Raw genomic sequence first — 14,487 nt, forward strand, 5'->3', positions numbered from 1 at the left:
GGTGTTCCTTCCTATATCTACGCATTTCACCGCTACACAGGAAATTCCACCACCCTCTACCATACTCTAGCTTGTCAGTTTTGAATGCAGTTCCCAGGTTGAGCCCGGGGATTTCACATCCAACTTAACAAACCACCTACGCGCGCTTTACGCCCAGTAATTCCGATTAACGCTTGCACCCTCTGTATTACCGCGGCTGCTGGCACAGAGTTAGCCGGTGCTTATTCTGTCGGTAACGTCAAAACACTTACGTATTAGGTAAATGCCCTTCCTCCCAACTTAAAGTGCTTTACAATCCGAAGACCTTCTTCACACACGCGGCATGGCTGGATCAGGCTTTCGCCCATTGTCCAATATTCCCCACTGCTGCCTCCCGTAGGAGTCTGGACCGTGTCTCAGTTCCAGTGTGACTGATCATCCTCTCAGACCAGTTACGGATCGTCGCCTTGGTGAGCCATTACCTCACCAACTAGCTAATCCGACCTAGGCTCATCTGATAGCGCAAGGCCCGAAGGTCCCCTGCTTTCTCCCGTAGGACGTATGCGGTATTAGCGTCCGTTTCCGAGCGTTATCCCCCACTACCAGGCAGATTCCTAGGCATTACTCACCCGTCCGCCGCTCGCCACCAGGTACAAGTACCCGTGCTGCCGCTCGACTTGCATGTGTTAGGCCTGCCGCCAGCGTTCAATCTGAGCCATGATCAAACTCTTCAGTTCAAACATCTTTGGGTTTTTAAGAAACCCTAAACTTGGCTCAGCAATCGTTGGTTACATCTTTGATTTCTCGCGGAGTAACTTGTGATGCTGATAATCTTGTTGACTATCAGTCTGACTCCACAAGCACCCACACGAATTGCTTGATTCAGTTGTTAAAGAGCGGTTGGTTAAGATCTTTCGTCTCAACCGAGGCGCGCATTCTACAGCAGCCTCTGTTGCTGTCAAGCGGTTATTTTCAGAAGTTTCAAAGTTTCCTTTGCAACTTCAACCACTTGCGCTTCCGATCTCTCGTTAGCGGGAGGCGAATTCTACAGCGTTACTCGCTGCTGTCAACACCTCTTTTTCTCCGCTTTCGACCGAGAAGATCGAACCGTCAATCAAGCCACACAAACCCGCTTGATCAACTCCTTCTGGGCTTCGATGACCTGAAGCAACCCGCTGTCGAAAACTGCGTAACTCTTTGTTTACCAAGGAGTTTTCCGTTTCGACTGCGCCGGAAGTGGGGCGAATTATAGACTTCCAGAATCTGCCGTCAACCCCTGATTTGGCTTTTCTATCAGGATGTTCAAAATCACTCCTTATATATAGACGCAACCGTCGAGAATGCGCAGTATATTGCCCAATACACACAGAACAACACTCTCGCCTTCCACTTCGGACGATGCCACGCAATGAATGACCACCCTCGCAGCCTCGCCTCGACCCTGTTCTCGGTTGGCCTGCTATTAATAGCCATGGCGTCGATCCAGTCCGGAGCTTCGCTGGCCAAAAGCATGTTCCCGATTATAGGCGCCCAGGGGACCACCACCCTGCGGCTGCTCTTCGCCAGTGTGATCATGCTGATCCTGTTGCGCCCATGGCGGGCGAAGCTCACCGCAAAATCCCTGCGTACCGTCATCGTCTACGGGATGGCACTGGGCGGCATGAACTTTCTCTTCTATATGTCCTTGCGCACCGTCCCCCTCGGTATTGCCGTAGCCCTGGAGTTCACCGGACCACTGGCGGTGGCGATCTATGCCTCACGCCGCGCGATCGACTTCTTGTGGATAGCCTTGGCGGCCATCGGCTTGCTGCTATTGATACCGACAGGAGCGACGACGGTGGGAATCGACCTTGCAGGTGCCGGTTATGCCTTGGGTGCGGGTGTGTGCTGGGCACTGTACATCCTGTTCGGCCAGAAGGCGGGCGCCGACAATGGCGTGCAGACCGCGGCACTCGGAGTAATGATTGCCGCACTGTTCGTCGCCCCTATCGGCATCGTCCATGCCGGCGCCGCGCTGCTGACTCCATCATTGATCCCCGTGGCCATCGGTGTCGCCCTTCTATCCACAGCCGTGCCCTACACGCTGGAGATGATCGCGCTCACCCGAATGCCGACCCGGACCTTCGGCACATTGATGAGCATTGAACCGGCTATTGGTGCGCTGTCTGGCCTGCTGTTTCTCCAGGAATACCTCACGCTGTCACAGTGGATGGCGATCATGTGCATCATCCTGGCTTCAGTCGGGGCGACCATGACCATGGGAAGTGCCGCCAAGCCAGCGGTCGCGGCGGATTGATACAGGATTTGACGCAGGTCTGGTATTTACCGCTCAATTAGGCCATGTTTAGGCCCGCAAGCCAGTGTCAGACATGGATTTTTCAGGATAGGGATATCAGAACGCTTCAAGCGAAAGCGAATGCAGCCACACCCGGGCACGAGATCCGGGAACGCTATAAGGACAGTAATGAAACGAATTTTGCTTCTGGTCGCCGTACTCGCAATTGCGGGCTGCGCGGCGACATCGAAAACACAAGTCAAACATGGCAAGAAAGGGCTGCATATCAACTGTTCAGGGCTTTCGTCATCCTGGGACAAGTGTTACACCAGCGCCGTCAACTCGTGCGCACCCAAGGGTTACAAGGTCATCGCCAAGTCGGGGGATGCCGTGGAAGAGCCAGGCGATTACCCATTTGGTCTCAATCCTGCCGGCTATACCAGCCGAAGCATGATTGTCATTTGCAAATAGGTTGTTGCCGCCCGGCAATCTGGCGGCCAATCTCATCGTAACTGGACTTCAGCACAGTGCGCTGAATGTCCGCAGTGGCCAGCATTCGCGCCACGACCAGCGCACCGATGCACTGCGACAGAATTGCCCATGCCAGGCTGTCGCTTTCCAAAACCCTCGCCCAACTTGCCTGCAACTGACAAATCCAGACTTCCGCCTGCTGACGAATAGCGATATCCGAACGGGCAATTTCAGCTCCCAGTACCGGTAATGCACAACCGGACTCCGGATGTTCGACATGGGACATGCTCAGATAATGTTTCAGGCAACGTTCCAGTCTGTCGCGATCCTGATCAGCCCCCAATCGCTCCAGGCTTTGGCTCAACTCGCGTTCGACAATCGAGGCGAAGAGCGCGTCCTTCGACGAAAAATGGCTGTAGAAAGCAGCGCCACTCAAGCCGATCGCCTTCATCAGCCCATCGACACCTACCGTGGAAAAACCGGACTTTTTGGCCGACACCGCGCTGCTTGTCAGCAGTTTTTCTCTTGTTTCCAGCTTGTGATTGGCCGAGTAACGCATTGCCTTGCCCTCAGGGTTGATCGTCTTGACGCCTGCCGAATCCTAGCATAACGTTCGTTCAGTTAACGATCGTTTAGCAAAGGGATCTACCCATGAATAATAAGAAGGTCGTACTGGTTGTCGGTGCAGGTGATGCCACCGGCGGCGCCATTGCCAAGCGTTTTGCCCAGGAAGGTTTCATTGCCTGCGTTACTCGTCGCAGCGCGGACAAACTCCAGCCGTTGGTTGATGCAATCAAGGCCAATGGCGGTGACGCCCACGGATTTGCTTGTGATGCGCGCAAGGAAGAGGACGTGATTGCGCTGGTCGAGCAGATTGAAACCGAGATCGGCCCCATCGAAGCGTTCGTTTTCAACATAGGCGCCAATGTGCCGTGCAGCATTCTCGAAGAAACCGCCCGCAAGTATTTCAAGATCTGGGAAATGGCCTGTTTCTCGGGTTTCCTCAACGCGCGTGAAGTGGCCAAACGAATGGCCAAGCGCCAACGAGGTACGATTCTATTCACCGGCGCCACCGCAGGCCTGCGCGGTGCGGCGGGATTTGCAGCGTTCGCCGGCGCCAAGCACGGGATTCGCGCACTGGCCCAAAGCATGGCCCGCGAACTTGGACCGATGAACATTCACGTTGCCCACGTCGTGGTCGACGGCGCCATCGATACCGACTTCATTCGCAACAGTTTTCCGGAGAAGTACGCAACCAAGGACGAGGACGGCATCCTCAATCCCGAGCACATCGCCGAGAACTATTGGTACTTGCACAACCAGCCCCGGGACGCCTGGACTTTCGAGCTGGATCTGCGCCCCTGGAACGAACGCTGGTAAGCCCTTCCCTCCCCTACAACAATAAGCAGAGCGCACCGACGATGAGCAAAACCGTAGAGTTCTTTTTCGATCTTGGCAGTCCCGCGACCTACCTGGCCTATACCCAACTGCCAAAGATCTGCGAGCAGACCGACAGTCAGTTGATCTACAAGCCGATGCTGCTGGGCGGAGTTTTCAAAGCCACCGGTAACGCTTCACCGGCAACCATCCCGGCCAAAGGTCGCTACATGTTTCAGGACCTGGACCGCTACGCCAAACGATACGGCGTACCACTGAAGTACAACCCCCACTTCCCTATCAACACCCTGATGCTGATGCGTGCCGTCACCGGTATGCAGTTGCGTCATCCGGAACGCTTCCATGCGTTTATCGATTGCCTGTTCCACGCACTCTGGGTTGAGGGACGCAGCCTCGATGATCCGACGACTGTTGCAGCCGTGCTGACGCAAAACGGTTTCGATCCGAACGAAGTACTGGCCCTCACTGCCGATGAGGAAGTCAAAGCCGCTCTCAAGGACAACACCGAGAAAGCGGTCCAACGCGGTGTATTCGGCGCACCGAGCATGTTTGTCGGCGATCAGTTGTACTTCGGCCAGGATCGACTGGAGTTCGTCATTGAGGCCCTGCGTTAAATCTCGATGACCAACCGCCCTTGAGCTGCTCCAGCAGCGAGCAGTTCATGGGCGGCCTCGGCGGTTTGCAAGGTGAACTGCCGCGGGTCGAGCAACGGCTTTAACTTACCGGCCTCAATCAACTGCGCGGCTTCCCGAAGGATCTGCCCGTGATGTTCGCCTCCCTTGCCAGTCAACAAAGGCAATAAGGTAAACACTCCGGAGTAGGTCGCGCCCCGAAACGACAATGGCGCCAAACTGTGCTGCCCCCAACCGAGGCAGCTCACCACATGCCCTTCGTAAATCCGAGCAGCCTTGAAGGAAGCGTCCAGCGTTTCACCGCCCACCGTGTCGTAGACAATATCGAATCCCTCTCCCGCCGTGTGCTCCGCCACATAATCCTCGACCGAAGACTTGCGGTAATCAATGAACGTCGCACCGAAGCTTTCGATGATTGCCTGCTGCCCTGCCGAACCAGTGGCGAACACTTCGGCACCGAAAGCCCGGGCTATTTGGACAGCCACGTGCCCGACACCACCGGCACCACCGTGAATCAGCACTTTCTGACCTGCCCGCACCCGAGCCCGGTCCACCAAACCTTCCCATGCTGTAATCAAAACCAAGGGCAACCCTGCGGCCTCACGCATACTCAGATTGTCCGGCTTGTGAGCCAGCAGCCGCGCATCGACCACCGCGAACTGCGCAAGTGAACCTTGCACACCGCCAATGCCGGTCGCCATCGCATAGACCTCATCACCCGCCAGCCATCCGCTGACGCCTTCTCCCAATGCCTCAACTGTCCCCGCCAGATCCATCCCCAGCACCGCCGGCAAAGGCTGACGCGCATGAGCGGCCTGACCCGAACGAATCTTTCCATCCAATGGGTTCACCCCACTGGCTTTGATCCTGACGAGCACCTGACCCGGTCCAGGCACGGGTCGCTGCATGGAAACCAAGCGTAACGGCCCATTCGCCGAATCAACAATCAGAGCACGCATTTCAAGTGAGTCAGTCATTTCGTAAATTCCCGTCAGAGGTGGCTGTAGGACCGATCTTCCTCCCACACACTCATGCCGATAAGACGCTATATAGCTATAGTGTCCATGCCCATTTGGCATCAATGAGAAAATCCGTGGACAAACTCAATGCAATGGCCATCTTCGTCCGGGTCGTCGAACGGGGCAGTTTTTCTGCCGTGGCCCGGGAGATGCAGACCAGCCAGCCGACCATCAGCAAAGTATTGAGGGCGCTGGAAACTGAACTGGGCGGGAAACTGATTTCCCGCAGCACGCGCCAACTCTCGCTGACGGACGAAGGTCAGCGGTACTACAGTGAATGCCGACAAATCCTGGCAGCCGTGGACGCGGCGGAACACAGTTTTCAATCAGGACGCGAAACGGTTGCCGGCAACCTGAAGATCGGTTCCTCCGTGAGTTTCGGGCGCTTGCAGATTGCACCGCGACTCCCTGAGTTTCTGAAACAACACCCTCAGGTTCAGATAGACCTTCAACTCAGCGATCAGAATCAGGACCTGGTCAGTGAAGGCCTGGACGTTACGTTTCGGATCGGCGAATTGACCGACAGCGGCCTCATCGCCCGTCGCATCGGCACCACCCACCGGGTGACCGTCGCAGCGCCGGACTACCTCAAACAATTCGGCCAGCCGCAAACACCGGAGGAACTGTGCGGACACAACTGCCTGCAATTCAACCTGCTGAACAGTCAGAACCTATGGGTTTACGAGAGAGGTGCCCAGCGTCACGGGGTGCGGATCAAGGGCAATGCACAAAGCAACAACTCCGAAGCGATTCGCGAGCTGGTGCTGGGAGGACTGGGGATTGCGTTGTCGCCGGTGTGGTTGTTCAGCGAGGATCTGAACGCCGGTCAAGTGATCGCGATTTTGCAGGACTACACCGCGCAGCCGCTGCCGATTCATGCCGTGTCCCCGGCGAATCGTCGCCAATCCGCCAGGGTCAAAGCCTTTGTCGACTACATGAGTCAGGCGCTCGAAACAGCGCCTGAGTTCCAACCGGTCAAATAGCCGCAGTGCGTGTGTTCAGCCACTCAAGAGCCGCGCCATCCAGCAACGGGCTCAGGCGCTCGCGCACCTCGGCGTGATAGGCGTTGAACCATTGCTTTTCGTCCAGGGTCAGCAGCGACGGTTCGAGGCAGCGGGTGTCGATCGGGCACAGGGTCAGGGTTTCGAATTTCAGGAACTCGCCGAATTCGCTCTTGCCCGCTTCGCGATTCAACACCAGGTTCTCGATCCGCACACCCCAGCGGCCCGGACGGTAAGTGCCCGGTTCAATGGACGTGATCATGCCCGGTTGCATCGCGGTTTGCGGTGCTGCAGCGGCCTGATAGGCAATGACCTGCGGGCCTTCGTGAACGTTGAGGAAATAGCCGACGCCATGCCCGGTGCCGTGTCCGTAATCAACGCTTTCAGCCCAGATCGGCGCTCGGGCAATCGAATCGAGCAGCGGCGAGAGAATGCCACGAGGGAATTGCGCACGGGACAGGGCGATCACGCCTTTGAGCACCCGCGTGCAATCGCGCTTCTGCTCATCCGTCGGCGTACCGACCGGTACCATCCGCGTAATATCGGTAGTGCCACCCAGGTATTGACCGCCGGAGTCGATCAACAACAAACCATCACCCTCGATCACCGCGTGTTCTTCTTCGGTAGCGTGGTAGTGCGGCATCGCGCCATTGGCGTTGAACGCGGCAATGGTGTTGAAGCTCAGCGACACATAACCCGGGCGTCGGGTACGCGCGGCCGTCAGGTGTTCGTCGATGGTCAGTTCGGTGATGCGTTCACGACCCAACGCCGAGTCCAGCCAGGTGAAGAATTCGCACAGCGCCGCGCCATCCTGCTCCATGGCCTGACGAATGTGCTCGGCATCGGCCAGGCTCTTCTGTGATTTGGCCAGAGTGGTCGGGTTCAGGCCTTCGACCAGTTTCACGCCGCTGTCCAGGTTTTCCAGCAAACCGGCGGTCACGCGCGCCGGATCGACTTGCAGGCTCGCGCCGCTCGGCACAGCGCGCAGGGCGTCGGCCACGTCGCGGTAATCGCGCAGGGTCACGCCGTCTTGTTCGAGGACCGCCCGCAGCTCGGCATCGACTTTGCTCAGGGCCACGAACAGGGTGGCCTGCTCCTGGCTGATCAAGGCAAAGGAAACGAACACCGGGTTGAACGACACGTCGCCGCCGCGCAGATTGAACAGCCAGGCAATGTCATCGAGTGTGGCGATGAAGTGCCAGTCAGCGCCACGATCTTTCAAGACTTCACGCAGCTTCGCGAGTTTTTCACCACGGCTGACGGTCGCCTGAGGCGGCAAGTGCTGATAGATCGGTTCGTTCGGCAACGTCGGACGGTCACCCCAGACTTCGCTCAACAGGTCGATGTCAGTGCGCAGATGTGCGCCGCGTTCTTCGAGTTTGCCGCCCAGCGTACGGGCCGATGCAACGGCCATCACCGCGCCATCCACCGCGACTACGCCGCCTTCAGGGGTTTGCTCCGCCAGCCAGTCCAGCGGTCCAGGCTGGCCCGGTTGCAGCTTGACCAGTTCGATGCCGCTGCCGTTGAGCTCCTTGGTCGCTTGCTCCCAATAACGGCTGTCGGCCCAGACGCCGGCAAAGTCCGGGGTCACGATCAGTGTGCCGACCGAACCATGAAAGCCCGACAGCCACTGCCGTCCCTGCCAATAGCCCGGCAGGTATTCCGACAGGTGCGGATCGGCCGACGGCACCAACAGGGCATGAATGCCCTCCCGGCTCATCAGCTCGCGGGTTTGCGCCAGGCGCTCGGGCACCGATCCATTGATCGAAGGCTGCGTAATCATCATCTCTCCTGCTAATCACTTCATCATTATTGTTGAGTGCCGATCAATGCCGGCACTTTCAGGCCTTACTGCCAGAATGCCGGAGCACTGGCGCAGGCTGCTTTGATCAGTTGAACCGCTTGGTCGATATCCTGCTCTGTGGTGAAACGGCCGAGACTCAAGCGAATGGTGCGACCCGCCGAACGCGTGTCATGCCCCAGCGCCAGCAGCACATGGGACGGCGCATTGCTGGCGGAGTTACAGGCCGAGGTCGCGGAAAACGCGATCGAATGGCTCAACGCCGCAGAATTGAACTCGCCTTCGTTGAACGTCAGGCTGAGGGTGTGGGGAATGCGTTGGGTCGAACTGCCATTGAGCCGAACACCGGGGATGCTCAGCAGTTGTTCGAGCAAGCGTTCGCGCAGCCGCACAATCGTGGCTTTTTCGTCCTCGAACGCAGCGGCCGCCAAGGCGAAGGCGACGCCCATGGCGGCGATCTGGTGAGTCGCAAGGGTCCCGGAACGCAAACCGCCCTCGTGACCGCCACCGTGAATCTGCGCCTGCAAACGCTGTTGCGCGCGCGGGCCGACGTACAGGGCACCGATGCCTTTGGGGCCGTAGATCTTGTGCGCCGAAAATGACATCAGGTCGACCGGCAGGCGGGCAAGATCGATCACCACTTTGCCCGCGCCCTGGGCCGCGTCGACATGGAACAGCGCATCACGATCACGCACGATCTGGCCGATGGCCGCGATGTCATTGACCGTGCCCAGCTCGTTGTTGACCAGCATCAGCGACACCAGAAAGGTGTCCTCGCGCATTGCCTCACTGACCGCTTGCGGGGTAATCAGACCCTCGGCGTCAGGCACCAGGTAAGTCACGGCGACACCGGTGTCCTGCAACTGCTTCGCCGTGTCGAGGATGGCCTTGTGTTCGATCTGGCTGGTAATGAGGTGGCCGCCGGATACGCCGCGAGCCTGGGCTACGCCCTTGAGGGCAAGGTTGTTCGATTCGGTGGCGCCGGAGGTCCAGACGATCTGTTCCGCCTGGGCGCCGACCAGTTCGGCGACCTGGCGTCGAGCCTGCTCGACCGTTTGCCGGGCCTGCTGGCCGAAGGCATGGGAGCTGGACGCCGGGTTGCCGAAGTTTCCGTTGAAACCCAGACACTCGACCATGACCTTGATGACCCGCTCATCCACCGGCGTGGTGGCGGCGTAGTCGAAATACAGAGGACGTTTATTCATAGAAAGCTCGCAGAGCATGTTCCGGGATCAGGAGGCTCGTCACTGAACGATCAAGGCGCAGCCTCGTGAGCTGCGCAGACCGTTCAGAACGTTAGAAATACCTGATCGGAGGCCGTTAAAGAAGAACAACTTCATTTAAAAGTGCGTAGGAACGCTCCTGAAGTCGAGCTTAACAGGCATCGGCCAACCGGTTGAAGCGAAGTGTCAGCTAAAGCTCTCGAGCAACAACGGGTACAGCGAAGCCACCAACAGCAAGGCCATGCCCCAGTTGAACAGCCGCAACCAGCGACGATCCTTCAACACATTGCGCAACAATGTGCCGCACCCGGCCCACACGCCGACGCTCGGCAGGTTGATCAAGGCAAAGACCGCAGCAATCACGATCACGTTGGTGAAGTAGCCCTGCATCGGCGTGTAGGTGCTGATGGCACCGATGGCCATGATCCACGCCTTGGGATTGACCCACTGGAACGCGGCGGCGCCGAGGTAGCTGATGGGTTTGCTGTCGCCCTTTTCACTCTCGGAGACGGGACCGGAATGGGCGATTTTCCACGCCAGGTACAGCAGGTACGCCGCGCCGACATAGCGCAGAACCGTATAAAGCAATGGATAGGTTTGAAACACGGCGCCGAGGCCGAAACCGACCGCGAGGACGAGTACAAAGAAGCCGCAAGTAATGCCCAGCATGTGTGGGATGGTGCGGTGAAAGCCGAAGTTCACGCCCGATGCCAGCAACATGGTGTTGTTCGGACCAGGGGTAATCGAGGTGACGAGGGCAAACAGGGCGAAGCCCAGCAGCAGATCGAGCGAGAGCATGAGCGGCAGTCCAAGGGTCAGTCAGGTGTTGACCCTATCGCACGGCTCGGGAGAAACCCATGGACAGTTACGCGAAACTTCGAACGGTACAGTTGTCGATCAGCTTGGACGACCGTGAAGCTGTACAGCACGTTCGGCATTCATTTCGCCTTGTTTGTCGAAGCTGAACGATTTTTGCGGTTGGCCAAGCAATTCGGCTTTTTTCGCATGGTATTCCTCGAAGGACAAACCACGACGATTCAAGGCTTCCAACGCCAATTCCCGACTTTCTTCAGCGGTGTAAGGCCGTAATTCAGGGGAAACATGGCTGGCACATCCGGCGAGAACGGAGACCGCGAGCAGCAAGAAAGTGGCGATTATAGGTTTCATCTGTGGCGTCCTGGCATCTGGGTTCGGGGCAATGAACACAGGCTACCCGCCCCCTTCGACGGGCAGAAATCAACGCTCTCGATAGTGGCTATCGAATTTGGCTAACGACGTTCAGCCAACCCGCTTCATATCTCCTAATGATCTATAAATATTAATTTATGGTCTTTTACGGAATAACAAACAGCCTTTATAACAACTCCATCGCCGCACGCACTGTTGCTCACGCAACTGTTTGCCAGGCAACAGTCATTCAACAAACAGCCCCCGAAATCGCACAGCGTCAACTGACCGATACGCTGCAAGCCGCGTAAAACGGGGCCTGCAAGGATTGGTACAGCTCTTGCTCAAGTCAGTGACTTCCCACTGCTCGCTGAGCAACTGTTTAAAAAGGAACTGATCATGTCGCGTCCATTGAAAGTCGTTGCCCTCTCCGGCGGTACCTGGCGTCCGTCTCGCACGCTGGTGTTGACCCAAGCGCTATTGGCCGAATTGGCCGAGCAATTGCCGATCGAGAGCAAGCTGATCGAACTGGGCGACATCGCCCGGCCACTGGGCGCTGCGTTGTCCCGCCAGGAATTGAGCGCCGAAATCGAAGCCGAGTTGCAAGCGATCGAGAACGCCGACCTGCTGATCGTCGCCGCGCCGGTTTATCGCGGTTCCTACCCTGGCTTGCTCAAGCACCTGTTCGACCTGATCGACCTCAATGCGCTGATCGACACGCCCGTGTTGCTGGCCGCCACCGGTGGCAGCGAACGCCATGCGCTGGTGCTCGATCATCAATTGCGGCCGCTGTTCAGTTTCTTCCAGGCCCTGACCTTGCCGATTGGTGTCTACGCCACCGAAGCCGATTTCGCCAATTACCAAATAACCAGTGAGCCCTTGAAGGCCCGCATTCGTCTTGCTGCGGAACGCGCCGCGCCGCTGTTTGGCGTGCCCCCCAAAAATCTGCTGAAAATCGCTTAAGGATTTCTTCATGGATGTTTTCTGGTTCCTGCCGACCCACGGCGACGGACATTACCTGGGCACCACTCAGGGCGCCCGCCCGGTGACCCTCAACTATTTGAAACAAGTGGCGCAAGCCGCTGACAGCCTTGGCTACCACGGCGTGCTGATTCCCACCGGACGTTCCTGCGAAGATTCGTGGGTCATTGCTTCGGCGCTGGTGCCGCTGACCGAACGCCTGCGATATCTGGTGGCGATCCGCCCCGGGATCATCTCGCCAACGGTTTCGGCGCGCATGGCCGCCACGCTGGATCGGCTGTCCAATGGCCGCTTGCTGATCAACGTAGTGACTGGCGGTGACCCGGATGAAAACCGTGGCGACGGCATCTTCCTCGATCACAGCGAGCGCTATGAAGTCACTGACGAATTCCTGAAGATCTGGCGCCGCGTGTTGCAAGGCGAGTCGGTGGATTTCGAAGGCAAACACCTGCAAGTGCAGAACGCCAAAGCACTGTATCCACCGGTGCAGAAACCGTATCCGCCGCTGTATTTCGGTGGTTCCTCCGAAGCCGCCCATGAACTCGCCGCCGAGCAGGTGGATGTCTACCTGACCTGGGGCGAACCGCCGGCAGCCGTTGCAGAAAAACTCGCCGATGTGCGTGAGCGTGCAGCGCGAAACGGGCGTACGGTGAAGTTCGGGATTCGCTTGCATGTGATCGTGCGCGAGACCGCCGAGGAAGCCTGGAAAGCGGCGGACAAACTGATCGAGCACATCAGCGACGAGACCATCGCCGCTGCACAGAAATCGTTCTCGCGTTTCGATTCCGAAGGCCAGCGACGCATGGCCGCATTGCATGACGGGCGCCGAGACAACCTGGAAATCTCGCCCAACCTCTGGGCCGGCGTCGGCCTGGTGCGTGGCGGTGCCGGGACGGCGCTGGTCGGTGACCCGCAGCAAGTGGCGGCGCGGATCAAGGAGTACGCGGACCTGGGCATCGAGAGTTTCATCTTCTCCGGCTACCCGCACCTCGAAGAGGCTTATCGCTTTGCCGAGCTGGTGTTCCCGCTGTTGCCCGAGCCGTACGCGAGCCTCGCGGGGCGCGGCGTCACCAACCTCACCGGGCCGTTTGGCGAAATGATCGCCAATGACGTACTGCCCACCAAAGCCACGGCCTGACAAATCTCTCTGAAGGACAGGAATCTTGTGGCGAGGGAGCTTGCTCCCGCTCGGCTGCGAAGCAGTCGTAAACCGGTTGATGCGGTTTTTTCATACCTGCCGCGCCGGCCTGTTCAGGGACTGCTTCGCAGTCCAGCGGGAGCAAGCTCCCTCGCCACAAAAGCACTGTTCCCACAGGAGATCTGCTTCAATTTCAAAAAAGGAACCCCGCGTGACTGCCAAGCCGCGAAGCGCCCTGTTGTCCCCGTTGCAGACCGCCCGCCAACTGGCCGCCGGGTTTGCCCTGACTGCTGTCGAGCGCGACGAGCGTGGCGGTACGCCCAAGGCCGAACGTGACGCGCTGCGCCACAGTGGTCTGCTCGCGTTAAGCATTCCTGTCCAGTACGGCGGCCTCGGCGCCAGCTGGAGTGACACCCTGGGCATCGTGCGCGAGTTCGCCAAGGTCGACAGTTCGATCGCCCATGTCTTCGGCTTCCATCACCTGATGCTCGCCACTGTGCGCCTGTTCGCCAGACCCGAGCAGTGGCAGCCGTGGTTCGAACAAACCGCGCGCAAGAACTGGTTCTGGGGCAACGCCCTCAACCCGTTGGACACCCGCACCGTGGTGAAAAACCTCGGAGGCTGGCGCGAGTTCTCCGGCAAGAAAAGTTTCTGCTCCGGCGCTAGCGACTCGGAAATGCTGATCGCCTCGGCCGTTGATGAAAGCGCTGGCGGCAAGCTGTTGATCGCCGCGATTCCCAGCGGTCGCAGCGGCATTACCTTGCACAACGACTGGAACAACATGGGCCAGCGCCAGACCGACAGCGGCAGCGCGACGTTCGAACGGGTGCGGGTCGAGGAATCGGAACTGCTGCTCGATCCGGGTCCGCTGAGCACACCGTTCGCCTGCCTGCGACCATTGATTGCGCAACTGACCTTCACGCACATGTTCCTCGGCATTGCCGAAGGGGCTTTTGAAGAAGCGCGGCAATACACGCTCACCGAAACCCGGCCGTGGCACAAATCCAGCGCGCAGGATGTGCGTCAGGACCCTTATGTACTCGGCCATTACGGCGAGTTCTGGGTCGCTCTCGAAGGTGTCCGGTTGCTGGTGGAACGCGCCGCCGAGTTGCTCGACAAGGCGTGGGCAAAAGGCCCGAACCTCAGCGCCGAAGAACGCGGACAGCTCGCCACCGTCATCGCCACCGCGAAAGTCGCGGCCACGCGCAATGGCCTGGATATCTGCAGCCGTTTGTTCGAAGTCACCGGCGCGCGCTCGACTCACGCCTCGCTGCGACTGGACCGTCACTGGCGCAACCTGCGCACGCAAACCCTGCACGACCCGGTGGACTACAAACTCCATGAGCTGGGTGACTGGGCGCTGAACCAGTCCCTGCCGATCCCGACTTTCTATTCATAGCCT

Annotated in this window: 14 protein-coding genes and 1 rRNA gene (1 of these 15 running past the window's edge); 8 read left to right on the forward strand and 7 right to left on the reverse strand. The window is 58.5% G+C overall.

Features of this window, described 5'->3' with window-relative positions; genetic code table 11:
• Positions 1 to 716: ribosomal RNA gene (locus ACA060_RS19750) — 16S ribosomal RNA — on the reverse strand (it extends 823 nt beyond the left edge of the window).
• A gap of 671 nt (positions 717 to 1,387) precedes the next feature.
• Between ACA060_RS19750 and rhtA the strand changes: the two genes are divergently transcribed.
• Positions 1,388 to 2,275 carry a threonine/homoserine exporter RhtA gene (gene rhtA / locus ACA060_RS19755; protein ID WP_109633468.1) on the forward strand — a complete coding sequence of 296 codons (888 nt, stop codon included), beginning with the start codon at positions 1,388 to 1,390 and terminating at the stop codon, positions 2,273 to 2,275.
• Between the two features lie 168 nt (positions 2,276 to 2,443).
• Positions 2,444 to 2,725, forward strand: a complete 282-nt coding sequence (locus ACA060_RS19760; RefSeq protein WP_109633470.1) for a hypothetical protein — start codon at positions 2,444 to 2,446, stop codon at positions 2,723 to 2,725.
• Here ACA060_RS19760 and ACA060_RS19765 read toward each other — a convergent pair.
• Entirely contained in the window at positions 2,712 to 3,284 is a 573-nt protein-coding gene (locus ACA060_RS19765; protein WP_109633472.1) for a TetR/AcrR family transcriptional regulator, read from the reverse strand. The genes ACA060_RS19760 and ACA060_RS19765 overlap by 14 nt on opposite strands.
• 92 nt (positions 3,285 to 3,376) lie before the next feature.
• Between ACA060_RS19765 and ACA060_RS19770 the strand changes: the two genes are divergently transcribed.
• Entirely contained in the window at positions 3,377 to 4,105 is a 729-nt protein-coding gene (locus tag ACA060_RS19770; protein ID WP_497312680.1) for an SDR family oxidoreductase, read from the forward strand.
• A 41-nt stretch (positions 4,106 to 4,146) separates the two neighbouring features.
• Positions 4,147 to 4,737, forward strand: coding sequence for a 2-hydroxychromene-2-carboxylate isomerase (locus tag ACA060_RS19775; RefSeq protein WP_497312682.1), 591 nt, complete (start codon positions 4,147 to 4,149; stop codon positions 4,735 to 4,737).
• Here ACA060_RS19775 and ACA060_RS19780 read toward each other — a convergent pair.
• Positions 4,734 to 5,732, reverse strand: a complete 999-nt coding sequence (locus ACA060_RS19780; RefSeq protein WP_109633477.1) for a zinc-dependent alcohol dehydrogenase family protein — start codon at positions 5,730 to 5,732, stop codon at positions 4,734 to 4,736. The two genes, ACA060_RS19775 and ACA060_RS19780, sit on opposite strands and share 4 nt — an antisense overlap.
• A gap of 104 nt (positions 5,733 to 5,836) precedes the next feature.
• On the opposite strand from ACA060_RS19780, the gene ACA060_RS19785 reads away from it, so the two are divergent.
• Positions 5,837 to 6,757, forward strand: coding sequence for a LysR family transcriptional regulator (locus tag ACA060_RS19785; RefSeq protein WP_497312684.1), 921 nt, complete (start codon positions 5,837 to 5,839; stop codon positions 6,755 to 6,757).
• Here the strand turns inward: ACA060_RS19785 and ACA060_RS19790 are convergent.
• The 4 genes from ACA060_RS19790 to ACA060_RS19805 form a co-directional block, all read right to left on the reverse strand.
• A complete protein-coding gene (locus tag ACA060_RS19790; RefSeq protein WP_497312686.1) occupies positions 6,750 to 8,558 on the reverse strand; it encodes an aminopeptidase P family protein in 1,809 nt (602 codons plus the stop codon). The genes ACA060_RS19785 and ACA060_RS19790 overlap by 8 nt on opposite strands.
• A 65-nt stretch (positions 8,559 to 8,623) precedes the next feature.
• Positions 8,624 to 9,781 (reverse strand): aminotransferase class V-fold PLP-dependent enzyme, encoded by a 1,158-nt coding sequence (locus ACA060_RS19795; RefSeq protein ID WP_109633485.1) that lies wholly within the window; start codon positions 9,779 to 9,781, stop codon positions 8,624 to 8,626.
• 204 nt (positions 9,782 to 9,985) lie between these two features.
• Positions 9,986 to 10,597: a LysE family translocator gene (locus tag ACA060_RS19800; protein ID WP_145308576.1), complete on the reverse strand. Its 612-nt coding sequence runs from the start codon at positions 10,595 to 10,597 to the stop codon at positions 9,986 to 9,988.
• Between the two features lie 99 nt (positions 10,598 to 10,696).
• Positions 10,697 to 10,966 carry a hypothetical protein gene (locus ACA060_RS19805; protein WP_497312689.1) on the reverse strand — a complete coding sequence of 90 codons (270 nt, stop codon included), beginning with the start codon at positions 10,964 to 10,966 and terminating at the stop codon, positions 10,697 to 10,699.
• Between the two features lie 399 nt (positions 10,967 to 11,365).
• Here ACA060_RS19805 and msuE point away from each other — a divergent pair, with 399 nt between their 5' ends.
• The 3 genes from msuE to ACA060_RS19820 all read left to right on the forward strand — a co-directional run bounded on the left by msuE (position 11,366) and on the right by ACA060_RS19820 (position 14,484).
• Positions 11,366 to 11,929 carry an FMN reductase gene (gene msuE, locus ACA060_RS19810; RefSeq protein ID WP_131060114.1) on the forward strand — a complete coding sequence of 188 codons (564 nt, stop codon included), beginning with the start codon at positions 11,366 to 11,368 and terminating at the stop codon, positions 11,927 to 11,929.
• A gap of 10 nt (positions 11,930 to 11,939) precedes the next feature.
• Positions 11,940 to 13,085, forward strand: a complete 1,146-nt coding sequence (ssuD, locus tag ACA060_RS19815; protein ID WP_033059220.1) for an FMNH2-dependent alkanesulfonate monooxygenase — start codon at positions 11,940 to 11,942, stop codon at positions 13,083 to 13,085.
• A gap of 211 nt (positions 13,086 to 13,296) precedes the next feature.
• Positions 13,297 to 14,484: an acyl-CoA dehydrogenase family protein gene (locus ACA060_RS19820; RefSeq protein WP_497312691.1), complete on the forward strand. Its 1,188-nt coding sequence runs from the start codon at positions 13,297 to 13,299 to the stop codon at positions 14,482 to 14,484.
• Positions 14,485 to 14,487: the final 3 nt, after the last annotated feature.

Source organism: Pseudomonas sp. LBUM1671 (genome assembly GCF_059695685.1).